This window comes from Rhizobium sp. KNZ2-6A, from assembly GCF_056755475.1.
The window spans coordinates 92,639-118,176 of the sequence record NZ_JBNDIC010000018.1; the positions used below are offsets into that span (position 1 = coordinate 92,639).

A 25,538-nucleotide genomic window follows, 5' to 3' on the forward strand; every position below is an offset into this window, starting at 1 on the left:
AACGTGCGTGTAGAGTACCCTTGAGTCCGAGAAAGAAACCGAGTGAACGACAAGACGACGAAACGACCGACCATGTCCGATATCGCCTCGCAGGTCGGCGTTTCGCATGCGACGGTTTCGCTGGTGCTGAACGAGGCGCCCGGCAAGAGGGTATCGGAGAAAGTGCGCGAGCGGGTATTGGCTGTCGCCGAGGAGCTCGGCTACCAGAAGGCTGCGCCGGCCAGTGACCCGATCGGCGGGATCATCGTTCTCCTGATCGACGATCTCATGGCCTCGCAGCATGCCGCGCCGCTGATAGAAGGTGTCCGGAGCGCGGCGGAAGAGCAGGGCTTGGCGGCACTCACCGTCGTGACCGGCGGACAGGTCGAATTCGCCGAATCCATCCTCGACTATCTCGGACGGCGCCCGATCGTCGGCGTAATTTATGCCACACTTATCACCCAGCTGGCGCCGGTGCTGCCCTCCAAGCTTGGCAACTATCCGGCCGTCCTTCTGAATTGCCACCAGCAGCGAGCCGAGTTCTCTTCGATCATTCCGGGCGATCATGCCGGCGGCTATGCGGCAACGGAAGCCTTGATCAAGGCCGGCCATCGCCGCATAGCCATGATCGACGCAGGCAGGCAGAGGCTTGAAGCGGCTCGGGACCGTCTGAGCGGTTATCGCCAGGCGCTGACGACCTACGATATCGCCGTCGATCCGGAATTAATCCTTTCGGGAGCCTGGTCGCTCGATCTCGGCCGGGAAAAGATGCAGCAGCTTCTCGATCTGCCGTTGCCGCCGACGGCGGTATTCTGCTTTTCCGACCGCGTGGCGATGGGTGCCTATGATGCGATCAGAATGCGCGGCCTGAAAATCCCCGACGATATTTCCGTCGTCGGCTTTGACGATGAAAGCCTGGCTCGAAAAATCCTGCCGCCTCTTACAACTTTGAAGCTGCCCCATGAGGAAATGGGCCGCTGGGCGGTCGCCGAGCTTCTGGAAAGGGTGATGCAACCAAAAAAGCCGCCAGTGCGACTGAAAATGGAGTGCCAGCTAATCCGACGCGGTTCGATTGCTCCACCACGTTAAGGGGCGCGCGGTTCTGATAAACGAATGTGAATGGCGGGAACTGAGAGGGCATCTCTCCGTAGGCATGAATTGCCGGATCGCAGGTTCCGATCTCTTCAAGAGCTTCGAAAACTGCTCGGCGTTGGTCACAGGGGGAGCCAATACCCGGTGCTTGCGTTGCTCATCCGGCCGATATAGGCGAATTGGCCGCAGCAAGGACGGTCAGATTCGGCCCATGGCGCCGAATGTCTTCGATCGGACGCAGCTGTGCCCGTAACCAGGGGTTATATCAAGCGCGCAGCAGAGACGAGAAGTTTGCCTGCGAGAGCGTCATGTTTTCTATTATAGTTGCGGTCGCGATGCCATTAGCGCTTGGCGAATGCGCGCAGAAAGGTCTTCGTTGCCTCTTCTGCCATACGGTGGACCTCTTCCTCTTGAGTTGGACGGCCGATCTGTTGGTTGATCCGCAGATCTGTTGCGAGCAACGCCATGTACTGGCGCGCGGCAAGTGCCGGATCCTCTATGTCGAGATGGCCAGCCAGCGCGAGCTGCGCCAGGCGAGCCGCGATGGCGGGATATTTCTTGCCCGGTCCATATTCCTTCCAGGTCTCAAACAGTTCGGGAAATCTGCCGCCTTCGGTCTCGAGGAGCTTGCGTAGCCAGCGACCATTCGGATCGCAGACCGCCTTGCGCAGGAGAAGCGCTGAAAATTCGGTCAGTTCCTTTTCGAGATTGATAGGCGCCACGGGAAATGTGTCCAACACCCGAAAGAAATCGGCGCTCGACTTCTCGGTGATGGACGATCCAGCAGCGCCGCCCGTGCTCGGGCCGCTTGCCGAACAGGAAATCCTCTATCGCCTGCTCGCCGGTCCGGATGGTGCCAGGATGCGCCAGATCACTTCCAGCCAGGGGCGGGTGGCCCAGGTCGGCCGCGCCATCGCCCGGATCGGGAAGAACTTCCGGGAACGGCTCAGCATCGAGCGGCTTGCCGGAGAAGTTGGCATGAGTCCGTCGAGCCTGCACGAGCATTTTCGCGCCGTGACAGCGATAACGCCGCTGCAATTCCAGAAGCTGCTAAGGCTGCAGGATGCGCGCAGCCTGATGCTTGTCAATGATATCGACGCCACGACTGCCGCCTTCCGTGTGGGCTACGAAAGCCCGTCGCAGTTCACTCGCGAATATAGCCGCCACTTTGGAGAACCGCCGGCGCGCGACATTGCCCGCTTGCGCGCCTCGCCAAGCTTGGCGGTAGCAGCTTGAGTTCAGCTTACCGGCGAGCGTAGGTGTAAGGCACTTCTCCTTTTTTCACTAACGTCTCCGAAGCCTGTCGTTTTGTTCGGGACGCCTGTTTACGCCCCTGCGGAGAAACCTACATAGACGGGTACGTGACACCTGGTTTTCATTAAGCCGGAACCAGGGATAGGGATGAATACCGGCCACCCGTCCTAGCCGCTCATGCGATAAGTGCCGTCCCCAGCTCGAATTAGCGGGATCGACGGGTCTGATCTCTTTAACTGCAAACCCAATTGCCGGACGGCATTTTGGAGGCCCCAATGCAAACCGCAGAGTTTCAAATCGATATTGGCGATGATGCCCTTGATGATTTGCGCCGTCGCATCACTCAAACCAAATGGCCTGCCTCCATCGACCCAGAGGGTTGGGATGACGGAAGCAGCCTGCGCTTCATGCGTGAGCTCGTTGACTATTGGCAAGGCGAATTCGATTGGCGGGCTCAAGAAGCACGCCTGAACCTGTTGCCGCATTTCGTTGCCGAGATCGATGGTTTCAAAATTCACTACATCCATGTCAAAGGCCGGGGACCGTCACCAACTCCACTGATCATGACTCATGGCTGGCCGGGGTCTTTCCTGGAGATGGAGCGCGTCATCCCGTTATTGACAGATCCTGGCGCACATGGCGGCGATCCCAAGGATGCATTCGACCTCGTTATTCCTGCGCTTCCCGGCTACGCCTTTTCATCGGCGCCACCCAAAGCCGGCGTCAGCCCATTTGAGATAGCGGGCCTCTGGCGCAAGCTCATGCTTGGATTAGGATACGCAAATTTCGGTGCTCAGGGCGGCGATATCGGCGCGGCTGTTTCCAGCTGGCTTGCCTTCCGGTTTCCAAAGGACGTGGTCGGCATTCACCTGAACTACATTTCTGGCAGCTTCAGCCCACCCATTGGAGATGGTCTGCCGCCTCTTACTACTGAGGAAGCGGAGTTCAGGAAAGTTGCGGCGGAGTGGACGGACAAAGAGGGCGCTTATGCGCATGTCCAAGGCACCAAGCCGCAGACGCTGGCCTATGGATTGTCCGATTCACCCGTCGGATTGGCTGCCTGGATCGTTGAGAAATTCCGATCGTGGAGCGATTGCGAGGGCAATGTCCTCGACGTCTTCAGCATGGATACTCTGCTGACCGAGATCAGCCTCTATTGGTTCAGCGGCTCGCTCGACGCCTCATTCAGGCTCTACAAGGAGAGCCGTGGGCATCCTCTGTCATTCGAAAAAGGACAGAGGATTCTTCCCCCCGCCGCCATCTCGCACTTTGCCAAGGAGCTGCCGCAGCCGCCTCGGTCTTGGGTTGAACGGGTCTACAATGTTGTCCGCTGGAGCGAGCATGCCGCGGGCGGCCATTTTGCCGCGATGGAAAAGCCGAGCGAGCTGGTCGCGGATATCAGGTCACATTTTCGCGCCTTGCCTCGGTAAATGCGCTTGCGCCTTGCCAGTTTGAAAGGCAGCCGCTTGCCGTAAACGGACCGCTTTGGCGCATCGACGCGGCCATAGCTCGTGACGACATCCGAGCGGCAATACGGGTCATCGACTTCAATTCGGACAAAGCCGACGCGGAGCTCCACCCGCCAGACGGCGTTTTGGATGAAGGTCTGGCCAGCTTTTTGTTCCATTGGTGCGCCGGGTCGCAGTGTCAGCTAGGCTGAGACATTGGAATTCTACGACGAGGGTCAGCTGCTCCCATTCCCATTGATGACCTCAGAGCCGGTCACACTGATGCCGACTTGCAGTCCGGACGGTCGGCATATAAATTATCCCAATGCTTGATCGTTCATCCCAGTCTCCGACGCAAATTCCTACGGACGCACTAAGCGAAGTTCTACAGGACTTTCGCCTGAGTGGAGTCAACTACGGCCGCTGCGAGCTGCGTCATCCATGGAGCATCGCCTTTCCGCAGCAACAGCTGCTTCGCTTTCATTTCGTTAGCGAGGGGCCATGCTGGATCCATACCGAAGCCCAAGGATGGCAGGAGTTGCAGGACGGCGATCTGGCGTTGTTGCCACAAGGTGTCGAACACCGACTGGCCAGTAAGCCTGATGTTGTCGGGGACTCGCTTAAGAGCTGCCAGGTAACCAAGTTGGGGGGCAATGTCTGCGAAGTGGTGCACGAAGGAACAGGAGCGACGAGCACCTTGTTCTGCGGTTCCATGGCATTGGGTGCGAATGCCCTCAACCCGCTGATCGCTCTGATGCCACCGGTTATCAAGGGTTGTGATGTTGCTGGCAATGATCCGATCGTCGGCCCCCTCCTCGCCGCCATGACGGCAGAGGCGTCGCAGCCCCAGATAGGCAGCGCCACGGTCTTGTCACGCATGGCGGACGTACTCGTCGCGCGGCTTATTCGCTGCTGGGTCAATTGCAGCGGAGCCTCGACCAGCGGCTGGCTCGCCGCGATCCGTGATCCCCATATCGGTCGTGCGCTGGCAGCCATGCACCGAGATCCCGGCCATGACTGGACACTTGAGACCCTTGCTGGCGTGGCAGGTCAATCGCGCTCGATCTTCGCGGAACGGTTCAGCGCCATCTTAGGGGAAGGCGCGGCACGGTATCTGGCCCGTCTGCGCATGCAGCTTGCACGAGAGTTGCTCGGTCAAAACATGTCGGTTGCCGCGGTTGCTTCTCAAATGGGCTATGAATCTGAAGCTTCTTTCGCTCGCGCCTTCAAGCGCATCACCAGCGTTTCACCTGGCGTTGTGCGCCGCACTATTTCCGGACGAACGGACATAGAATTCGGACTTTAGGACACATATCATCCTGGAAGACTCCGTTATTAAGACCTCTAAACCTTGGAGGTACTTCAATGACGGACACAGCATCACAACTTGACGGCCCCGCGATTGGCCTCGATTCTACCGTTCCGAGTACATGGAGCGCCACGACCTGGTTTGCCGTTATTTCAATGGCGGCCACAAGCTTTGCCCTGGTGTCAGCTGAATTCCTGCCGGCAGGTCTGTTGACGCCAATGGCGCGTGACCTTGGCGTCAGCGAGGGAACCGCCGGTCAGGTTGTCACCGCCACCGCGTCTGTTGGCGCGGTGACGGCCTTGTTGAGCAATGTTCTCATCGGCAAACTGAACCGGAAGACTGTCCTGGTTGGCCTAAGTGCCTTGGCTATCGCCTCCAATCTCGTGGCTGCGCTCGCGACGGATTTTTGGCTATTGTTGTTGGGCCGAGCCGGGCTGGGCATCGCGCTCAGTGGTTTCTGGGCGCTTTCAGTTGCCGTCGTGGCGAGATTGGTTGGCACCAATGCGACAGGTCGGGGTATGGCGATAGTCACCCTCGGCGTCTCTCTCGCCACCATAGCTGCACCATCTATGGGTGCCTTGATTAGCGATTGGCTCGGCTGGCGTGCCGCCACGGCCATCACTGCAGGGCTCGCAGCGATTGCGATGCTGCTGCAGATACTCAGCTTGCCGACGCTACCCGCAAGCACAAGCAATAGTCTTTCCGACGTCTTCCGCCTGACGAAACGGCGCACTGTTCAACTTGGAATGCTTGCCATCCTCTTGCTGATGACGGGACATTTTGCCGGCTCGGTCTATGTGCGACCCTTCCTCGAACAAGTAACGCTCCTTGGCACCGGGCCGATTGCCTTGGCGCTCCTCGGGTTTGGCATCGCCGCTGTGATCGGCAATGTCGCCGGCGGCCGACTGGCAGACGCAAATATCCGGATGGCGCTCGCTGTCACCGGCGTAGTTATGGCGTTTTCGGCGTTTGCTCTCGTACTCTGGGGTGCATATAGCGGCATCGCGTTTGCCCTGGTTACACTTTGGGGTTTCGCTTTTGGGATGGCTCCGGTGGTACTTCCTACCAACTTGTCCCGGGGCGCCTCGGACGCCTTGGAGGCTGCTGGCAGCCTGATGGTCGTTTCGTTCCAGGTCGCCATCAGCATCGGTGCACTGTTCGGCGGCTATGTGGTCGATCACTTTGGTGCCTCCGCGCCATTGACATTTACAGCCGTCTTGGCGGCATCGACTATCGTTCTGGCGTTGCTTCAGCCCCGCAGCTGACTCTTTGAGCTCCGATCCGACACTAACTGGTCCGAGTTTTAGAGCAATTCCAGGAAAAGTGCATAGCGGTTTTCCGTCCGGAATTGTGGAAAAACAAAAAGATAGAGCCTTTTCGCGATTCGAAGAAAAGCGGAAACGCTCTAGGGGTATCGGTTACGATGCCGATCAGCGCAATAAACAATTGTTTTTTACTACGTGACTGGGTCATCGCGCGGAATTTGCTTACACCGATCGTGACTGCATTCTCATATGTATTTGTTTTTTCTCAATAAACTCGCTGCGTTTTGCGCCGCTGCGGATTTTGAAACCCTTCAACGCATTCTCGGCTGGGGCTAAGAAGCTAATAGTAACTTCTGTTCGCCAGTTGTCCGCGTTCGAATGGCCCCCTTTTAATCTCCCACTGCCAAGTCGTATTCAATTTCGCCCGCGAGGTGGCAGGCGACCTTGCCGCCGCCGGTGCGGACACGCGGCATCGGTGCGGACGTTCTGCAAATAGCTTGTGCCAGCGGACAGCGCGGGTGAAATGTGCATCCCGCCGGCGGGTTGAGAGGGCTGGGGGGCTCGCCCCCCATCAGCGTGCGCGCCCTGTTTGGCGCCAGCACATCGGGTATCGTCTGAAGGAGAAGCTGCGTGTAGGGATGTTGTGGATTGGCAAAGAGCGCTTCCGTTTCCGCCTCCTCGACAATACGGCCCAGATACATCACGGCAATTCTGTCGGCCATGTGACGCACGACGGCAAGATTGTGGCTGATGAAAAGATAGGTCAGTCCGAGTTCGTCCTGAAGTCGGCGCATTAGATTGAGAATTTGCGCCTGGACGGAAACATCCAGCGCGGAGGTGGGCTCGTCGCAGACAAGGAATTCCGGCTCGCCGGCCAATGCGCGGGCAATCGAAATTCTCTGTCGCTGGCCACCCGAAAACTCGTGTGGATACCGCCTGGCGTCATCGGGCGAAAGCCCGACGATGCGCAGCAGCTGCGATACTCTTTCGGTAATCTCGGCAGTCGACTTTCTCAGTTTGAACTCACGGATCGGCTCGGCGATGATATCGCCCACGCGCCATCGGGGATTGAGGCTCGCATGAGGGTCCTGGAAGATCATCTGCGCTTCCATTGGCTTGCCGCCGGCAGAGCTGCCGAAGACAATCGCGCCTTCCGTCGGCTCATGCAGTCCTGTCACCAGACGCGCGACAGTCGACTTGCCGCAACCGGATTCGCCGACAAGCGCAAGGCACTTGCCCTTTTTCACGGTGAAGGTCACGTCTTGAACGGCTTGCAGATATCGTCTGGGCTTGCGCTCGATCACCCGGTTCAGCCATGGAGCCGAGACCTCAAACACACGGGTCAACTGGTCGACTTCGAGAGCGTTTTCGATATCTCTCATTGGGCACCTCCTTCGATCAGCCAGCAGGCGGCAGCACCATGCTCATCCGTCTCGGCGAGCGATGGTCGTTCGACGCGACAGCGCGGCATGACATCCCGACAGCGCGGATTGAACGCACATCCGGCGGGCATGGCATTCAGGCGCGGCATGGCGCCATCGATCTGTGCAAGTGTCTCAAGCCGAGCGCCAAGCGCCGGGATCGAAGCCATGAGCCCACGCGTATAGGGGTGCTTGGGGCGTGCGAGGACTTCCGCCACGGGGCCGATCTCAACGACGCGACCGGCGTACATCACCGCAACGCGGTCGGCGGTCTCTGCAATGACGCCCATGTCGTGGGTGATCAACATGACCCCCACCCCCTGTTCGACGCAAAGGCGACGCAGCAATGCTGTGATCTGCGCCTGGATCGAAACGTCCAGCGCCGTTGTCGGCTCGTCGGCGATGATCAGTCGAGGGTTGCCCGCCAAAGCCAGTGCAATAACAACGCGCTGGCGCATTCCGCCCGAAAACTGATGCGGATAGTGGTCCACCCGTTCTTCCGCGCCGGGAATGCCGACATGCTTCAGCAGTTCGATAGCCCGAAGCCGAGCGGCGGCTTTTTCAATGTCGCAATGCAATCGAACGGTTTCGACGATCTGCTGTCCGACGGAAAAGAGAGGGTTGAGCGATGTCAGAGGGTCCTGGAAGATGGCTCCCACCTTGCGTCCCCGAACCTTCTCCATCTGCCTCTCGTTCAGGCTATCGGTGCGCTGCCCGGCAATGCTGATTTCGCCGGCGATGACGCGACCCGGCGGTTCCAGCAGGCCCAACACCGCCATCCCTGTCATCGATTTGCCTGCCCCGGATTCGCCGACGACGCCGAGAATTTCTCCAGGAGCGATCGTCAACGAGACATCGGACAAAGCGGCAAGCGTTCCCCGCCGAGTCGGAAATTCGACCGAGAGTCCGGATACCACAAGTGCTGGTTCATGAGCCGTTTGAATCTGAGCCGTTTGGGTCATTGCTGTTCCAGGGCTGGGTAGCTTGGTGGGAAGATAGAATTGACCGGCGGGTGTCGATAGGTTCGCTCCGGATATCGGGAGACCAGGCCGTCGAATTGGGCCTGCGCTCTGGCGCGCGCAGTCGCCAGATCCATTCCGGCAACTGCGCCATCGCGCATCGAGATGCGCCCGTCGACAATCGTCGCCTTGGTGACGCGGCCGGTCGCTCCATAGATCAGCGTCTGGACTGGATCGATGCGGGGCGCGATCATGGCGTCGCTCATGTCGAAAACGGCGATATCGGCCTTTGCGCCGGGTGCAATTCGCCCGAGATCGGGGCGCTTCAGCGCATCGGCGCCGGCAATTGTTGCCGAGTCATAGAATTCGGATGCGGATGCAGCGTCACCTTTGCCCTCGGTGATGCGATTGGCCATCAGGCCGACGGCAAGGTTCAAGACCATGTCCGGCGGCGCAGTGTCGGTGCCCATGCCGATACGGATGCCCATCGCCTTGAGGCGCGAATAGGATTTGAGCGCCGATCCGTGGCGTGCCGACACAAGCGGACAGTGCGCGACCGTTACGCCATTTTCGGCATAGAGGGCGAGATCCTCATCCGTAGCAACCGTTGCGTGCGGCGCGATCAGGCGAGAGGAAAGCAATCCGAGATCGGCGAGCCAGCGGGGTGCCGTGACGCCGTGCAGTCTTTGCACGGTCTGGAGTTCCATTTCGCCCTGGGCCATATGCAGTCGTACCGGCAAGTCGAGGTCGTCCGCTCGGGCGAATGTCTGCCTGAGCAGGCTTTCCGTGCACGTCTCGACTCTGTCGGGTGCAAACATGCCCGAGATGAGACCATCCGCATGGCCATGGATACGGCGGGCAAAGTCTGTGGCTTCAGTGAGTTCCGCAAGGCCTCGGGCTTCATCGAAGACCGTCTGCATGGTGCCGGCCTCGTCGAGGACCACGCCGCCGCTGCGATAGGCCGGCCCTAGCCAGACACGCAGCCCGAGATCGTCGGCTGCCTGAGCGGCGGCTTCGAATTCGGCAACGGTCTCTCCCCAGGCCCGGTAGAAAAGCGATGCGATCGGCAGCGCGGACGTGATCCCGTTCAGCAAAAGTTGTGCGAAGGCATAGCGTTTCTGGAATGCCAGTTCTTCGGCGGTGTACATCTCGCGGGATTGCGCCGCATAATCGGCGGGCCAGACCCGCCCTTTCTTCCAGCCCGGCTGGTTGTCCATGGCAAGCACGGTGGTATCGAGGTCGGAAAGCGCGTCGAGATCCACGAAGCCAGGGCCAATCAGGGCCTCCCCCATGTCATATCTGGCTGCAAGCTCACCCGCGAAGCGGTGTCCGGCCCAGATGACACGATCCCGCTCGATGACGACTTCGCCGTTCTCGATCAGCCGCCGCCCGTCTGGGGTGTCCGCGATGACAAATCGCGCTGCCAGCGCCCAGCGTCCTTGCGGACGGTGCCCGAGTGGAAGATCTGACCAGCTCATGGGCGTTCTCGCAGGCTTTTGCCATCACGGGCGACGACGTTTCCGGCGGTGATGACCAGTTTTCGCGGAGCATGGGTGACGATTGTCTCGGCAAGCGTTTCCCCTTCGACCAGCACGATGTCACCACGTCCGCCCGAGGCGATTTCATGGCCGGCCCTCCCCATCACAACGCCGCCGCCGGTTGTGCAGACATGCAAGGCCAGCGGGAGTTCGTCATCGCGGCGCAGATTGTTTTTCATGCCGAGAAGCATGGCGCGCTCAAGCATGTCGCCGTTGCCATAGGGACCCCAGGTGTCGCGGAAGCCGTCGACGCCGGCGCCAAAGCGGACGCCTGCCGCCAGAAGCCGCTTCAGGGATGGCGTCTCGCGGGATGGCGGCGCCGTTGTTAGGATCGGGATGTCGAGTTCGGCGCATGTATCGATCAGCCCCTGCGTCATGTTCCAATCCGGGTGGCCGAGGCAGAAGGCGTGGCTGACGGCGACCTTGCCCTGCAGCCCGAGCGCGCGGACGCGTTCGAAAATCATCTCCATGGAAAAAGCGCCGAGTTCGCCGGACTCGTGCAGATGAATGTCGATACCCTTGCCATGCCTTTCCGCGATGGCGAAGATCGCATCGAGATGGCCCTTGGGGTCCTTATCCATGCCGCAAGGGTCAAGGCCGCCGACAAGATCCGCACCCATTGCCATCGCCCGATCCAGCAACTCAGCCGTGCCTTGTCGGCGCATCAGCCCTGACTGGGGAAATGCAACGATCTCGATTTCGACAGTGCCGGCAAGCTGCCTGCGGGTCTCCATGACGCCTTCCAGCGCAATGAGGCCCTGGTCGGTGTCAATATCGACATGGGTCCGGATCAGAGTGGTGCCGTAGCCGACGGACTGCAGCGACTGGCGCATGGACTGGATGTGGGCATCCAGCCCGAGATCACGTTTGACCTGGCGCTCGTTGTCGATCTTGTCGATCAGCCGCGGCCCGACTTCGTTGACATACCAGGGATAGCCGAGCAGTGACTTGTCGAGATGGGTATGGGCATCGACGAGGCCGGGAATGGCGATGCGCCCGCGGGCATCCTCGACCGTTGTACCCTCGGCTGCGATGTTCTGGCCGACAGCGGCAATACGACCGTCCACGATCAGGATATCGGCGAGGTCCTTGCCCATCGGGCGCGTGTTGGTGATGAGAAGCTTGTTCATGTGACGTCCTCAGCGCAGTTTGGGGTTGAGTGCATCGCGCAGCCAATCCCCCAGGATATTGATCGAGACAACCAGCAAGCAGAGCTGAATGGCCGGGAAAAGGACGATCCACCACAGTCCCGAGAACAGGTATTCGTTGCCGATGCGGATCAAGGTGCCGAGCGATGGCTGCTCGACGGGCATGCCGACACCAAGGAAGGAAAGTGTCGCCTCGATGAGAATACCGAAGCCGAAATTGAGCGTTGCGGTTACCAGCAGCGGCGTTGTGGTATTCGGAAGGATATGCCTCAGCATGATCCGCCGCGCCGGCACGCGGATCAACCGGGCCGCCTGCACATACTCCTTGTTGCGCTCGACCATCGTCAGGGCGCGCACGGTGCGGGCATATTGCACCCAGGCCGAAAGCGAAATGGCAAACACGATCACTGACGATGCGCCGGCGTCGCGCAGTCCGGGCGGCAGCATCTGGCGCGCCATGGCCGAAACTAGGATGGCGATCAGCATCGTCGGCATCGAAAGAAGGACGTCGCCCGCCCGCATCAGCAAACCGTCGGCCCACTTTCCATAATAGCCGGCGATGAGACCGAGCGTGGCCCCGACCGCCAGCGAAACGGCGACGGAGGCCGCGCCGATCACGATCGAGGCACGAGATCCATAGAGGATTGCCGAAAGTACATCGCGGCCTTGAAGATCCGTGCCCAACAGGTAGGGCCACTGGCCATCTGCGCTCCAGATCGGCGGCAACTGGGCGTTCAGCAGATCGAGAGATGCCAGATCATACGGATTCTGCGGTGCGATCCATGGTGCCAGAAATGCCGATGCCAGCAGCAAAGCCAGGACAACGGTGGCAACGATGGCGGAGGTATGCTTCTTGAAGCTCCACCACAGATCCGTATCGGCGATGCGGCGAAGGAGAGAGGGGCGCCGGGACACGGGTTTCGTCGGATTGGCCGTTTCGATGCCGCTCATGGGGTGTTCCTCTCGGTCAGGCTTTGCGCAGACGCGGATCGACGACGGCATAGGCGACATCGACGACTGTGTTCAGGACGACAAAGATGAAGGCCACGATGCAGAGATAGGCGGCCATCACAGGGATATCGACGAAGGTGACTGCCTGCATGAACAGCATGCCCATGCCGGGCCACTGGAACACGGTCTCGGTGACCAGGGCAAAGGCGATGAGATTGCCGATCTGCATTGCCGTCAAAGTGATGACCGGCATCAGACAGTTTTTCAGCGCATGACGAAACCACAGCGACCGGCGCCGAATGCCGCGGGCGCGGGCGAACTTGATGAAGTCCGAACGAAGGGTTTCCAGCATCTCGGCGCGAACAAGGCGCATGACAAGCGTGATCTGAAAGAGCGATAACGAGAGTGCCGGCAGCACCAGCGCGGCGCGCCCGGAAGAGGTGAGCAGACCCGTGGACCACCAGCCGATTTGGACAATATCGCCGCGCCCATAGCCGGGTAACCATCCAAGAGACACGGAAAACACCAGGATCAAGAGAATGCCGACAAGAAAGCTCGGCAGGGAAATTCCAATTACGGAGGTGAATTGAAGTCCTTCCGCCCACCATCTTCCGCGCCCGATGGCGGTGAAGACACCAAGCGGAATACCGACGACAAGCGAGATGATCGTGGCGATCAGCACAAGCTCGAATGTTGCTGGAAACCGTTCGCCGATCAGCTTGATGACATCCTGCTGGTTTCGATAGGAAAGCCCGAATTCGCCCTGCGACGCTTTGACGACGAAGCGGGCATATTGCGTCAGGAATCCGTCGTTCAAGCCGAGCCTGGTGCGCAGTTCGTCATGTTCGGCCTGCGTGGCACTTTCATTCATCATCATTTCAACGGGGTCGCCGACGAAGCGGAAAATCATGAAAGCGATGAAGGTGACGGTCAACATCACGAGGATCGCATTGCCGATGCGCTTTACGAGGAAGGCGATCATTGCGCTTTACGTCCCTGGTTTTGCTCGAGCTCGATTTTTCGTGAGGAAGGCCCGCCGCCATAGGGTGCGGCGAGCCCGATCGCATCGTTACTTCTTCACGAGCCATAGACGGGGAAGGTTGTCGGCAAAGAGCGGCAGGTCTGCAACCTTGTTCGTCGTCGCCCAGGTCAAGGGCTGCTGGTGCAACGGGATCATCAGCACATGCTCCTTGGCAACTTTGAGGGATGCCGCTTCAAGTGCCAGGCGCTTGGTTTGATCGAGTTCGATTGCCGAGGCCTCCGTCAGTCTGTCGAATTCGCTGTCCGACCAGCCGCCCCAGTTAAAGATGCCATAGGTGCCGCCCTTTGTGTGGAGGACCTGCGAGGTGAGGCTGTAGGTGTCGAGCATCGGCAGCGTCGCCCAGCCGAGCGTGTAGACATCGACCTGCCCATTCGAGCGCTTCGGCGTCTGGACGGCGCGGGGTCCTTGGTCAAGCTTCGGCTTCAGCCCTATACGTGACCACATGGAAGCCACGGCCTGACAGATCTGCTCTTCGTTGACGAGCGTGTCGGCGCAGTTGAAGTCGAAGGCGAAATCCGCGGCGCCCGCCTCCTTCAGGAGCGCCTTTGCCTTTTCCAAGTCGACCTGCAGCGGCGTATCGAGAGCGGCAGCGTAGCCCGGAATCTGTGGTGCCACAAGCGTGCCGGCGTTGCGGGACTTTCCACGCATGACCTTCTTCTTGATGAGGTCAAGGTCGATCGCGAGCTGCATCGCCTGACGAACGCGCATGTCTTTCATCGGGTTGGGAGCGCCGGAAAGGAGCGTGTCGCGCTGGCTGAAGCCGATCATGACCGTGCGCAGGTCGGTGCCCTCGAGAAGCTTGACGTTCGGCGAAGCCTGCAGGCGAGGGATGTCCTGAACGGGCGCCTTGTCCGTGAAGTCGATGTCGCCGGCCAACAGCGCCGCCACGCGTGTCGCGTCGGAGGCAACCGGTGTGAACTCAATCCGGTCGATATTGTGCTGTGGCTTGTCCCACCAGCCATCGAATTTGACAAAAACGGTCTTGGCGTCGGGCTGTCGGCTCTCGATTTTGAAGGGACCGGTGCCGTTGGCATGATAGGTCGCGTAGCCTTCGACGCCCGATCCGACGTCGGTCGGGGCCTCGGTATTGTTGTCCTTCAGCCAGCCGGCATCGAAGATGTAGATTGTCGTCAGGTCATTGAGAAGGAGAGGGTAGTTCGGCGTGACATCGATTTCGATCGTATGGGCGTCGATGACCCGCGATCCCTTATAGGCAGGAATGTTGCCCTTGAGCGGTGATTTCGGATCGCTGGCGCGCACCAGCGACGCCTGAACGTCTTCCGCCGTAAAATCGGCGCCGTTGTGAAACTTGACGCCGTCGCGCAGCTTGAAGCGCCAGGTCGTCGGCGAAACAACTTCCCAGGATGTGGCAAGTGCAGGCTCGATCTTCAGGTTACGATCGTAGCGCACCAAGCCTTCGTATACGTGATTGAGTACTCCGAGCGTAAAACTGTCGCCATAGGAATCGGGATCAAGCGAACCCAGATCGCGTGATGCGCCCCAGCGAAATGTCTCTGCTCCAGCTGGCATGGCCAGGCCGAGTAGCAAGGCTCCGGCGAGAAGTAGTCTTCCAGTTCTGATCATACTGTTCCCTGTTCTTTATATTGTATGCAATATTTGCTAGAAATCCGCGCGGATTTCCTAACGAATGAGGCTTAATCGCACCAAAGTCGACATCGGTATTCTGGCGATAATCTTAATTCGCTTGCAGATCGTATTAAAATTCGTATTCGAGATCGTATTCAATATCAACATAAATTTGCATGCGATTTTTATCGTTTATGGAAGACAAAAATTGTGCATATAGAAGCGCAATGAAAAGCGTCGCCAAACCACGGGATGGAGAGCTCTATGTCCACGAACCAGACGCGCAGTGATGCCATTTACGCTTCCCTGAGACGGGCGATCCTTGAACAGGCGCTGAAGCCTGGGGTTAAGTTGCCGGAGGATTCCATCGGCGACACGTTCGGCGTCAGCCGTACGAGCGCTCGCAATGCGCTTGTGCGCCTGGTTTCCGACGGTCTGGTCGAGATCAAGCCCAACCGGGGTGCTTCGGTTGCCATGCCGACATTGGAGGAGGCACATGAGGTCTTCGCACTACGTCGTTGCCTGGAGCGCGAGGTCATCGAGCGGCTCTGCACGCGCATGCCGAAAGACGGGATTGATGCACTGATATCGCATGTCCGAGAAGAGGAGCGCGCGCTGCGGTCGTCCTCGCCGCGGTCGATCCGGCTGGCCGGAGAGTTTCACATTCTGCTGGCCGAACTGACCGATTCGAAGCTGTTGATCGACTTCATCAGCCGGGTCGTGTCCCGCTCCTCACTCATTCTTGCCCGGTTCGGCCGACCCCATTCCGCCGAATGCGGCATCGACGAGCACATCCAGCTTATTGAGGCTCTGAAGCAGCTCGATCGCGCGCGCGCTACGGAAATCATGGATCACCACCTCCACGCCGTCGAAGACCGCGCGCGTGTCGATGAGGATGATGCGCCCGATGTCGGGGAGATATTGAGCCGTTATCTGGCGGTTTCCGACTAACGACAAAGACATCTCGGCATCGTTGTAAAAGTGGGCCATGCCGGAGACGACAAGGAAAATATGACAATGATGGTTCCCGCCGGAGGTATAGGCGTCAGGGTTCATGTCGAGAGTAAAGCCCTGCGTTTGTGGATTGAGATACGGCAGCACCCCGGGGATCGTCGATGAAGATATCGACGTCGAAACTCTCACGGGTGGCCGATCTGAAGCATCAGCGCAGTGCCACCGCCGAAACTCCAGCTGTCGAGAACAGTGAGCTTTGAATTGGCTTGGCTTCGCTGGTTCGATTGCTTTCAACTGCAAGGGCCTTGCGTCGAATGAAGGTCGCCTTGGATTCTGTTCCCAGGCGCGAAAACGCCTGTGATCAGCGACATACTGGCGCACTGCGGATCTAGCAAATCTCAACGCGAGGGCGCTGAGTGTCGCCCGGAATGCGGCGGCGCGCGGCGTTAACAGCGAACTTCGGTTGGCCACCGTTACGCCTCTCTAGTTTCGCCGCGAGCAATTGAATGGGATTGACGAATACAAATGACGGGTTGCCGGCGGTCGGTTAGTGCCTATTTTGCCCTTCGACATTTCGCGCCAGGAAAGAATGGATCTGCGCGATGACGGCCGCTCCCTCACCGACGGCGGCGGCGACCCGCTTAACGGAGCCGGCGCGCACGTCTCCAATAGCAAAGATGCCAGCGCAGCTCGTTTCCAGCGGTAGCCGATCGCCGTCGCCGACGCGTTCTCCTGTAAGAACGAAACCCTTTCCATCGATCGCGACGCAGCCGTCGAGCCAGCCGGTGTAAGGATCGGCGCCGATGAACAGAAAGAGGTGGCGCGAGGCACATTCCTCGATCTCTCCGGTTCGAACGTCACGGAAGATGGCACCGGTCAGACCTGTCTCTTGGTCACCATGCAAGCCCATAATCTCGATACCCACATGGAGTTCGACATTGGGCAATGCCGCTATCCGGTCGATCAGATATTGGGACATGGTCTGTTCGAGCGGTCGCCGGACCACGAGGTGCAGGCGGCTTACCTGCGGTGCGAGATAAGCAACGGCCTGGCCAGCTGAGTTTCCGCCGCCGACCAGAGTGACTTCCTCTCCGGCACAGAGGCGGGCCTCAATCGGAGATGCCCAGTAGGAGACGCCGGCCCCCTCCAATTCTTCGACATTGGGAATATTGGGCCGACGGTAGCGCGCTCCTGACGCGATCACAATGGAACGCGCGCGTGCAGCATATCCATTGCTAAGCTCAAGGGAGAATGGAGCTGCCGAATCGGTTCCATGACAGCAAAGCTTTCCGACGGTCAGCGGGATCGCAACTTCGGCGCCGAATTTCGTCGCCTGATTGAAAGCCCGACCTGCAAGAGCCTGTCCCGAGATGCCCGTGGGAAAGCCAAGATAATTTTCGATCCGGGCGGATGCACCCGCCTGGCCGCCGAAGGCCCGCGAATCGAGAACGAGAACAGACAGTCCCTCGGATGCTCCATAGACGGCAGTGGCCAGCCCAGCCGGTCCTGCCCCGACAACTGCCACGTCATAGACATTCGTTGGATCGAGATCCGGCATGATGCCGAGACAAGACGCCGCATCGGCGTCGCTCGGGTTTCTGAGCAATGTGCCGTTTGGACAGATCATCAATGGCAGTTCTTCTGGTGCGATGCCGAGCCGTTCGACCAGTTCGCGCCCCTCGGCCTCGCATGCGGCGATTAGGGCGTGGGGATAGCCGTTGCGCGTGAGAAATCCAGACAATCTCACGATACCGGGGGCATCCCGGCGCCCAACCAGAACGGACCCCGCGCCACCAATCCGCCCTTCTTCGATCAGCGAAACGCGACGGAGGATAAAGGCGCGCATGATCGCTTCACCAACATCCGCCGATCCGATCACAAGCGCGCGAAGATGTGGCGCATCGAAGGGTATCGCCAATACGCCCTTATCGCCCGCGACCACCGATGCTAGGGTTGCGTGACCAGACAATTGATTGGTCTCGCCGGTGAACTGACCGGGGCCGTAGGTGCCGATCACGGACGACCTCCCAGTCGCGCCACCCTGAATTGCATCGGCCGAGCCCTCTAGAACCAGCCAAGCGGGGACGTTGCGAGTGCCAATCTCATAGAGCACCTCACCTGGGCCGAAGCGGTTCGGCTCACCACTGGCAAAGCGCCGCGCGACACTGATTTGAAGAGCCGAAAGTGTTGGATATGTTTGCTCCCGCCGAGCTTCGCTGATCGCCATGATGTGAACTCCGTATCGGCCTACACTTGTATGACAACATCCGGAACAGTTCGCCAGTCTTCAGTCTACATTTCGCACCATCAAAGCCAACTCTTTCGAGGGGCCACTGCCAACCGATATTCACACGCATTGCATGATGGATCATGCTGGGGCAAGTCGAGGTTTCCTCCGCAAAGTGAGTAGCTTCCCAGCGTGGAATAGGATTCTCCTCGGTCTGATGCCGATTGGGCAAGATCATTCACTCCGTTCGCCATCACTCAACCGAGCCTCGTCATAACAATCGTTGCCTTCCAATCAATCTACGGCAGTCCGCCAAACAATGCGTGACGGCAAACTGTCTTGCGCGACCGATGCGCCGAACGTCGCTGGACTACCTAATCTCGCCTCTAAAAATTATAGGCCCCAGGGTTCGGGTCCCTTCAAGGCGCGGGATTGATATCGTCGGTTTCCGGACATTTGATTTCCGCACGCACTTTCCGAACATGTCGACAAGAACAGGCTGAACGCTGATCTTCTGGCATTCCTTCGCGGCTAACGCCGTGCATCATTTGAAGTGGGGAACGGTGCCCATCCCGATCGCCCGTCCTCAGCGGAAATTCATTGGGAGGCGTTCAAAGTGGCCGTTGCGATTGAGCCGCTTTCCCGAGGAAAGGATTATGCTTCAGCGCCGCCAGCACGGCCCATGCCGTCGCCCCTATGTGAGGCAGGCGGTAGTACTTGAAATCGCCGGGTTCCGAGGTCGGGCCGACCTGAAGGCCGGTGGAAAGCTGTCCCTGGTCGGTCGCATAGACCAGGCCATCCGGTGCGATCTGCGTAGAGATCGTCTCGAACAGCGGTCCTGCCTTGTCCTCCTGGCCGACGAGACGGAAGACAAGCGCAGCCTGCGCGGTGCCTTCCAGCCAGATGCCGTCGCGATCATCGTTGAAATCGAAACCGCCGGCGACACCATGATTGCGCTCGGTCCATTCCAGCACCCGGCGGGCTTTGTCCGCATAGGCCGGAACTGCGATCAGCGGCCATAGTTCGGAATCGAGGCCCGACGTGCTGGTATTCCGCGCGTTGCTGCCGGGCACGCTGCCGATGTAAAAATGACCGGCCGCCTCATCCCACATTGCGTCCAGGAACAAGCGGGCGACTTCGGCATGGCGCTTCCAGTCGCCGCTGGGATCAAGGGCGGCAAGCCAACGGTTTGCGGCATAGACGTCGAGATTATGCTCGGTGGATTTCCATGTCATGCGATCGGGCGTGGGCTCTCCGCCGAAGAAGCCGCCGAAATAACCGACATTGTCGGGATCCGCGGTATTTTCATTAACCCACGCCATGACCGCGCGCGCAGAGTCGAGATAGGCCGGATCGTTGGTTTCGTCGTAGGCGGTGAGCAGCGCCAGCGCGCCCCACGCCGTGCTGCCCGTGGCACTGCCGACCTGATATCCATCCTCGAGCCAGGCATTTTTCGCAGCGCTCCAATAACCGGGCAGCAGCATGCCGTTCGTACCCGCGATAACGACGCCGGAGCGATACGCATTCCGCAGCCGGCCGTCGCGATAATAGCGGTCGGTATACAGAGCCAGCACCAATGCGTCGGCAACGCGTTTTGCCTCAGGCCTTCGGCCGCAGGCGTAAAGCGCCACGATCACCAGCGCGTTGTCGTAGGTGAACCCGGTATTCTCGAGCGCCGGATGCAGCGCCGAATTTTCGTCGAAAGGCTCGAAACTGCGGAAGATAAAGGGCTGCGCGGGGTCACCGATCATACGCGCGACAAGGCCGTCGCAGAGCTTGGCCGCAAGCTTCGCATGCGGGTCCTCACCACCGGCCCTTGAGCCTGAAATCCCAAGAGCAATAAGCGTGCCGAACACCAGAAGCCACCTCGCAACAGCGATCATCAGACCTCCTTTGACGATGCTTTGGCCGACCTCAAGAGAAGGCTCGCGAAAGCAGCATCTGAACCGATCGCCTGAGATCGCCCTTTTCCGCGACATTGTCTGGCGCGGTCCTGAAGAGCAGTCTCAGGATGGCATTGTGCTGATCCGGCGTCGGCGACAGGGATAATTGCGTGGAAGGCATCGGGCTCAGGCCTATCAGAACCCAGCCGACCTCCGGGATGAACATCGCCTCGTCCTCCGCGCCGCAGGCGATCAGTCCGGGGACAGAAGCCCCCTCTGTGGACAAGGCCGATATCGTAACGTCCTCGATCCGACCGTTGGCCCGATATTTCGCGGGGATCGTCATCTCGATGGGCTCTTCCTGGCCAAATCTTGGAAGCTCGATGCAGCAGATCAAGCTGGTGAACGCAATCAGCATCGCCACCGACGACCAGATCAGATTGAGGCATTCGCGCGCCGAAAATTCCACCGGCGCGTCCCAATCGTAAACCGCCCGGATGACGGAGAAGGCGGACATGGCGGCGACGAAGCCGAAAAACAAAGCCGTTGGCCGGTGAATGCGGATCGTCGACCGGTCTCCGCCCTTCTCGGTTACCTTGAAAGGCCGGCCGAAGGGTTTACGGATCGCCTGGAACAGACTGATGGTGATCGGCACCGCCGTCAATGCATGGGTGACCTCGGTAAAGAGCGGCAGCGTCCGTCCTTCCGAGATCCAGGTCGAATAGGCCCAGAAGATGAAGAGCGAGCTCAGCCCATATTTCATGAACAGCAGTTCGTCGGCCTGCAGCACCGAGACTCCGGTCAGCCAGTAGATCGAAGGTGCGAGCAAGAGGCAGAGGATGAACGGCTTCGACAGCCAGCAAAAGAGACCGTGCAGGTAGTGTAATCGCTGCGCCAGCGTGAAATTGCCGCGCCAGAGCGGCCCGTTGCGCAGCAGTCCGATCTGGATCGTGCCGAGGCACCAGCGAGTTCTCTGCGTGATATATTCGGGAATACCTTCCGCCGAGAGCCCGACGCTCAGTTTCTCGTTGAGCCAGCGTGTCACGTAGCCTCGCTCCATCAAGCGATAGGTCAAGAGCATATCCTCGGACAGCGCATCGTGTGGGAAACCACCGATCTCGTTGACCGCTTCCCGGCGCACGACAAAGCTCGTGCCGACACAGAATGCGCAGCCGACGGCATCCTTGGCCGGCTGGAAAGTGTCGAAGAAGACCCGCTGATCGTCAACGAAGGAGCGCCTTATGCCGAGATTGTGCTGGATGGGATCGCTGTTGAAATAGAATTGGGGCGTCTGTACGACGGCGATCTTGCGATCGCTGAAGAGACCGACCACCCGGTTGAGGAAATTCGCCTGCGGGGCAAAGTCAGCATCGAGAACCATGATAAAATCCGAAATCTCGGAGAGGGCGTTCGTATGGTTCAGGGCATTGTTCAGATTTCCGGCCTTGGCGTGCTTATTGTCAGGCCGTGTCAGATAACTCACCCCGATCCGCTCGCAATAGGCCCGGATCTCGGATCGGCGCGTATCGTCGCAGACGAAGACCCGCAGATTGCGATAGTTCAGTGCCTGGGCTGAAATGACCGATTTTTCCAGGATGTTGAGCGGCTCGTTGTAGGTGCAGATGAAGACGTCGACCAAAGGAACCCGGATAGCAGCGGCCAGCTCCTGCTCCCCGCGGTCGGCATCGCGAGACCAGTCCGTCGTTCGCAGCAGGATCACGACCGAGCCGATGGCATAGACAACCGAGATCGCCTCGAAGAGGAAGTAGACATAGTTCCAGACCACATCGGGTGAGAGATCGAAGGGAGGAAGCGTGTCGAGGGCGCGCCATGAGATGTAGAGCCCGAGGGAGGCCAGCATCAGCAGGCTGAACACGGCCCTATCGAATGTCCGTTTCGGATCGGCAAGCAAAGCGAAAAGGATCGCACAGACGGCAATCACGACATCGAAGGTGAGGACGTCGGACAGGTCGTCGCCGGAGCTGAAAAACATGGTTGCTGCCCTTCTCGGTCTTGGTTCGATGGATTGGGCATACTGTCGCTGGCGGCATGTCTGCGGCCGCCGAGTTCGTCGGAAATAGTCGATGTCTGGATCATGTCGGCAAACGGCGGTCCGAGCGGCCGTCAGCCCTTCCGCGGCAGAATTCCCATCCGGTCGTTCAGCAGATCGATGGCATTTTCGTCCGCATGGCCGATCTGGATACGATCGCGATCAACCACAGGCTGCCCATTTCGCCGGCTCTTACTGCGCTGATCCACGGACGCCATCAGGCCGACCCGCTCGGCCGATTGCCGGACCATGCCGCTCAACTCGGCTCGCGCTGCCGGCCATTGTGCGGCCGATGCCTGCGCAATGCCCAGCAGCGATGTCGATGCCTCGCGGATGTAATCCTCGGTCCGCTGCACCCACTCATGGGGCATGGTCACGTCGACCCATGTGCCGACCGAGCAGAACTGCTTGCTCTGGACGGCCGACCGAGCGAATTCGGTCAGTCGGATATAAGCGTACAGCTCGCGCCGTTCCGTCGGCGGAAAGGGTACGGCATAGTCGAGGTCGACCCTCTCGGTCGTGCGCGGAATCAGCCGCTCGACGACACCATCGACCGGCTGCTCCCAATCCTCCGCGCTAACCTGGACCTTGGAGCTAACGGCCAGGGCCTGCGCCTGCCGCTCGGAGAAAATCGCAACGATGAAGGCCTGTCGGCAATCCAGCGTTTCCGCCAGCGTGTCGCCGGCTGTCACTTCGCGGCCCGATGCCGCCACCGGCTTGTAGAGGACGTTCGTCGGCGGAATGCGGATATCGGCGCGGGCGAGTCTGTCGATGCGCTGCGATTCCGTCATGACAAGGCCGTTGAGTTCAGCCTCTTTCGACTGCATCGTCGCGATCTGCATCTTGATCTGCAGGAGATCTGCCTTGCGGGTGCGGATCTCCAATTGAAGATTTTGCAGTGACTGAAGCTCCGAGCCGACATATATACCCTTGCGGGCGAAGTCGAGTTCCGTGGAGAGCTTGGCGACTGCGAGCTTGGCCGCTTCGACCTTGGTGTCCTCCAGGCGGACGGTGTCGGCGATCTCGTCCGCGGAGCCGGCAGCAATCCCCTTGGTCATGAGCTTGAGCTTGCGGGCAGCCTGCGATCGTGCGATCCGGGCCGAATAGGTAACCATTTCGAAGGCTGCCTGCGCAGCCTTAAGATCGGCATCGATCCTCGCGAGCAGCGCGGCCTGCTGATCGCGCAAATCGCTTTCGAGACCGTCGAGACGCTGGGCATAGTCGACGGCGATCGAGTTCTTCTGTTCGAATTCATTGTGGAGCGCGGTCAGCTGAACCTTCAACCCGATCAAAGTCGAATTGTCGACGCGATCGTTCTCGACTGTTATGTCATCGGTCGACCCGAGCGACGTCACCTTTCCGCTGATCGGCGTCGTCAACGGCACAAGCGGGGCGTTGATCACCGCGCGACTGGATGTCGATGTGAAGAAAGGTGGAAATGCGGACGAGGCAAATACTGTCCCCATGACGCCAAGAACTGCATAAGAAGAAATTCTGACTGAGGCGCCGCTGGTTATCATTTTATTACTCTTTCGGAAAATAAACATAGCCACAGATCCTTTCGAACGCGGTATATGTCATTCCTCCCTAAGTAACGTACCGATCGTTGCACGTTTTGTTGTGCGACGCAATATAATCAATTTGTTCTATTGTCTTAGTCCAAATGGATTAGATGCACCGGTGCCAAAAGGCCGCGCCGAGATGACCTTACATATCGATCAGATCCGATAACGACAGCCGCTATGGGAAGGCCAACGCCGGCTAAATTCGGGAAAGATATAGTCAGGGCCTGAAGGGCCGCGTCCGCCTTCGAACGTCCACGCCGATATCGGTTCGTCATCAGGAGTACAGGCTTGCACAGGTTCGCGCGTGCCGCGCGTAAATTGTTGGAAAGTGTTGTTGAGAGCCGATCGCAGAGCGCTCCGCCAAGTTTGCGTTTCGCCGTGCCGGGCTGAGCCGGTTTAGATCGTCGGATAGTCGCGACAATCCAATACGTGAGCCGACGATACGAGAGCGCTGTTTCTGCTTTGGAGCGTTGAGCAAGCCTTCCAATTGTCGGCTTGCATTTATTTAGCAATCTTAACGCGCGCTCCGTTCCGTCGCATGACAGCATCTGATCGTTCACAGTTTTCCGAACGTCAACTCAACCGCCGAGGTGCTGCCATGTCATTTCGCCGTATCTATTCCGCCGCGATGCTTGCGTCTTCTCTTGCCCTGATCGCCCCTATTGCGGCGATGGCCGAGCCCATCAAGAACATTGTCCTGGTGCATGGTGCCTGGGTCGATGGGTCCGGCTGGAAACCGATCTATGACATCTTAATGAAGAAGGGTTTCAGTGTATCGATGGTTCGTGAGTTCGTGAAGTCATTCCGGCCGATGCAACGGATGGGTACCTTGGAGGATGTCGCAGACATGGCAGAATATCTGGCCGGCGATCTGGCCGGTTTCGTCAGCGGTCAACATCTAATGGTTAGCGGCGGCGGACCGGCGTGACAAATCTTCTGACGAAAATTGTAATTTTTGCAGCTACTTACCGACTTTGTGGTAAGCCGCTCGGCAAATTCGTAGAACCGAAAAACACAATCCATAGCCGCACGAAAACTGGCTGGGGATCCAATTGTTGTGGCAGCGATCATTCCCACTTCCCCTTCGCGCCCCAGTCGGCCACGCAGGGGATACCTTCGCCCGGAAGCTGACATTTCGGTGACCACCTGGAGTTCATAGCCGCGCCACAACCGGCCATTCCCGCAAGTTCTAGTGCGTCACGCCCGACTCGCCCGAACACTCAGCCACCGATCATGGGGCTTTCCGACGCACCGGCGTACCTCGCTGACGATCCAGCCGGCGTCTGTGAGTGCGGACCGCAGGGCAGACTCGCGCCAGTACGTCTCGACGTAGCGCCGGGGCGCTGCAGCACTGCCGTGTGTGGACACATCCTCGCCTTCGCCCTCTCTTACCGAGGCGTGCAATCGGCCGCCGGTCCGGGTCGCCTCGGCAAGCCGTCCAAGCACCGTGCCGAAATCCTCGCGCGCGACATGAATCAGGCAGGCGCAGGCCCAGATCCCGTCGTACGGCGTGCCGGGACGCTCCGGATCGGCCAAGTCTTCGGTCAGTGGGTCCAACAGGTCGGCCTCGAAGCCACTTTCGCGAAGCAGTTCGACGAAACCCTTTGAAATGTCGGTGCGCCGAACGCTGATTCCCCGCTTCTCAAGCTCAAGTGCATCTCGCCCCCCACCGCTTCCGATCTCCAGCACTCTGCCTGAGCCGCGGAGCTCGGTCACGAACACGTCGATCTCTGTCGCGACCCATTCCGGCATCGCCGCGGCCTCGGCAGCGTACTCCGCCGCGACCGTATCATAGGACCGCACGGTATCCAGGTCGGTGCTCATCCTAGCGCTTCTCCTTCAAGACAAGAGACCTGATGAGCGAGA

The 25,538-nt window shown here is 59.3% G+C and carries 20 protein-coding genes; 7 read left to right on the forward strand and 13 right to left on the reverse strand.

Features of this window, described 5'->3' with window-relative positions; genetic code table 11:
- The first annotated feature begins 42 nt into the window (after positions 1-42).
- On the forward strand, positions 43-1,068 hold the full coding sequence (locus ACPYOP_RS14855; RefSeq protein WP_481411128.1) for a LacI family DNA-binding transcriptional regulator: 1,026 nt from the start codon (positions 43-45) through the stop codon (positions 1,066-1,068).
- A gap of 344 nt (positions 1,069-1,412) precedes the next feature.
- Here the strand turns inward: ACPYOP_RS14855 and ACPYOP_RS14860 are convergent, their stop codons facing one another.
- Positions 1,413-1,793, reverse strand: coding sequence for a TetR/AcrR family transcriptional regulator C-terminal domain-containing protein (locus ACPYOP_RS14860; RefSeq protein ID WP_481411129.1), 381 nt, complete (start codon positions 1,791-1,793; stop codon positions 1,413-1,415).
- A gap of 7 nt (positions 1,794-1,800) precedes the next feature.
- On the opposite strand from ACPYOP_RS14860, the gene ACPYOP_RS14865 reads away from it, so the two are divergent.
- From ACPYOP_RS14865 to ACPYOP_RS14880, 4 genes are all read left to right on the forward strand, one after another.
- Complete coding sequence (locus tag ACPYOP_RS14865) at positions 1,801-2,307, forward strand: helix-turn-helix transcriptional regulator (protein ID WP_481411130.1); 507 nt, start codon at positions 1,801-1,803, stop codon at positions 2,305-2,307.
- Positions 2,308-2,600: 293 nt separating this feature from the next.
- Positions 2,601-3,755 carry an epoxide hydrolase family protein gene (locus ACPYOP_RS14870; RefSeq protein ID WP_481411131.1) on the forward strand — a complete coding sequence of 385 codons (1,155 nt, stop codon included), beginning with the start codon at positions 2,601-2,603 and terminating at the stop codon, positions 3,753-3,755.
- Between the two features lie 343 nt (positions 3,756-4,098).
- A complete protein-coding gene (locus ACPYOP_RS14875) occupies positions 4,099-5,079 on the forward strand; it encodes a cupin domain-containing protein (RefSeq protein WP_481411132.1) in 981 nt (326 codons plus the stop codon).
- A 59-nt stretch (positions 5,080-5,138) separates the two neighbouring features.
- Positions 5,139-6,347 carry an MFS transporter gene (locus ACPYOP_RS14880; RefSeq protein WP_481411133.1) on the forward strand — a complete coding sequence of 403 codons (1,209 nt, stop codon included), beginning with the start codon at positions 5,139-5,141 and terminating at the stop codon, positions 6,345-6,347.
- 389 nt (positions 6,348-6,736) lie between these two features.
- Here ACPYOP_RS14880 and ACPYOP_RS14885 read toward each other — a convergent pair whose 3' ends face one another.
- The 7 genes from ACPYOP_RS14885 to ACPYOP_RS14915 all read right to left on the reverse strand — a co-directional run bounded on the left by ACPYOP_RS14885 (position 6,737) and on the right by ACPYOP_RS14915 (position 14,990).
- On the reverse strand, positions 6,737-7,729 hold the full coding sequence (locus tag ACPYOP_RS14885; protein ID WP_481411134.1) for an ABC transporter ATP-binding protein: 993 nt from the start codon (positions 7,727-7,729) through the stop codon (positions 6,737-6,739).
- On the reverse strand, positions 7,726-8,730 hold the full coding sequence (locus tag ACPYOP_RS14890; RefSeq protein ID WP_481411135.1) for an ABC transporter ATP-binding protein: 1,005 nt from the start codon (positions 8,728-8,730) through the stop codon (positions 7,726-7,728). Before ACPYOP_RS14890 ends, ACPYOP_RS14885 begins: the two co-directional genes overlap by 4 nt.
- Positions 8,727-10,205, reverse strand: a complete 1,479-nt coding sequence (locus ACPYOP_RS14895) for an amidohydrolase family protein (protein ID WP_481411136.1) — start codon at positions 10,203-10,205, stop codon at positions 8,727-8,729. Before ACPYOP_RS14895 ends, ACPYOP_RS14890 begins: the two co-directional genes overlap by 4 nt.
- Positions 10,202-11,395: an amidohydrolase family protein gene (locus ACPYOP_RS14900; protein WP_481411137.1), complete on the reverse strand. Its 1,194-nt coding sequence runs from the start codon at positions 11,393-11,395 to the stop codon at positions 10,202-10,204. The genes ACPYOP_RS14895 and ACPYOP_RS14900 overlap by 4 nt, the downstream gene beginning before the upstream one ends.
- Positions 11,396-11,404: 9 nt before the next feature.
- On the reverse strand, positions 11,405-12,364 hold the full coding sequence (locus ACPYOP_RS14905; protein WP_481411138.1) for an ABC transporter permease: 960 nt from the start codon (positions 12,362-12,364) through the stop codon (positions 11,405-11,407).
- Positions 12,365-12,380: 16 nt separating this feature from the next.
- The gene (locus tag ACPYOP_RS14910; protein WP_481411139.1) at positions 12,381-13,346 is read right to left on the reverse strand and encodes an ABC transporter permease; all 966 of its coding nucleotides are present in this window, start codon (positions 13,344-13,346) and stop codon (positions 12,381-12,383) included.
- An 87-nt stretch (positions 13,347-13,433) separates the two neighbouring features.
- On the reverse strand, positions 13,434-14,990 hold the full coding sequence (locus ACPYOP_RS14915) for an ABC transporter substrate-binding protein (protein WP_481411140.1): 1,557 nt from the start codon (positions 14,988-14,990) through the stop codon (positions 13,434-13,436).
- A gap of 267 nt (positions 14,991-15,257) precedes the next feature.
- Between ACPYOP_RS14915 and ACPYOP_RS14920 the strand changes: the two genes are divergently transcribed.
- Positions 15,258-15,944 (forward strand): GntR family transcriptional regulator, encoded by a 687-nt coding sequence (locus ACPYOP_RS14920; RefSeq protein WP_051696709.1) that lies wholly within the window; start codon positions 15,258-15,260, stop codon positions 15,942-15,944.
- A 550-nt stretch (positions 15,945-16,494) separates the two neighbouring features.
- Here the strand turns inward: ACPYOP_RS14920 and ACPYOP_RS14925 are convergent.
- The 4 genes from ACPYOP_RS14925 to ACPYOP_RS14940 all read right to left on the reverse strand — a co-directional run bounded on the left by ACPYOP_RS14925 (position 16,495) and on the right by ACPYOP_RS14940 (position 23,573).
- The gene (locus tag ACPYOP_RS14925; protein ID WP_481411141.1) at positions 16,495-18,174 is read right to left on the reverse strand and encodes an FAD-dependent oxidoreductase; all 1,680 of its coding nucleotides are present in this window, start codon (positions 18,172-18,174) and stop codon (positions 16,495-16,497) included.
- A gap of 611 nt (positions 18,175-18,785) precedes the next feature.
- Positions 18,786-20,057 (reverse strand): hypothetical protein, encoded by a 1,272-nt coding sequence (locus ACPYOP_RS14930; RefSeq protein ID WP_481411142.1) that lies wholly within the window; start codon positions 20,055-20,057, stop codon positions 18,786-18,788.
- A 31-nt stretch (positions 20,058-20,088) separates the two neighbouring features.
- Positions 20,089-22,050 (reverse strand): glycosyltransferase family 2 protein, encoded by a 1,962-nt coding sequence (locus tag ACPYOP_RS14935; protein ID WP_481411143.1) that lies wholly within the window; start codon positions 22,048-22,050, stop codon positions 20,089-20,091.
- A gap of 131 nt (positions 22,051-22,181) precedes the next feature.
- The gene (locus ACPYOP_RS14940; protein WP_481411144.1) at positions 22,182-23,573 is read right to left on the reverse strand and encodes an HlyD family secretion protein; all 1,392 of its coding nucleotides are present in this window, start codon (positions 23,571-23,573) and stop codon (positions 22,182-22,184) included.
- A gap of 697 nt (positions 23,574-24,270) precedes the next feature.
- Between ACPYOP_RS14940 and ACPYOP_RS14945 the strand changes: the two genes are divergently transcribed.
- A complete protein-coding gene (locus ACPYOP_RS14945; RefSeq protein ID WP_481411145.1) occupies positions 24,271-24,600 on the forward strand; it encodes an SDR family oxidoreductase in 330 nt (109 codons plus the stop codon).
- A gap of 269 nt (positions 24,601-24,869) precedes the next feature.
- On the opposite strand, the gene ACPYOP_RS14950 is transcribed toward ACPYOP_RS14945, so the two are convergent.
- A complete protein-coding gene (locus tag ACPYOP_RS14950) occupies positions 24,870-25,496 on the reverse strand; it encodes a class I SAM-dependent methyltransferase (protein ID WP_481411146.1) in 627 nt (208 codons plus the stop codon).
- Between the last annotated feature and the right edge of the window lie 42 nt (positions 25,497-25,538).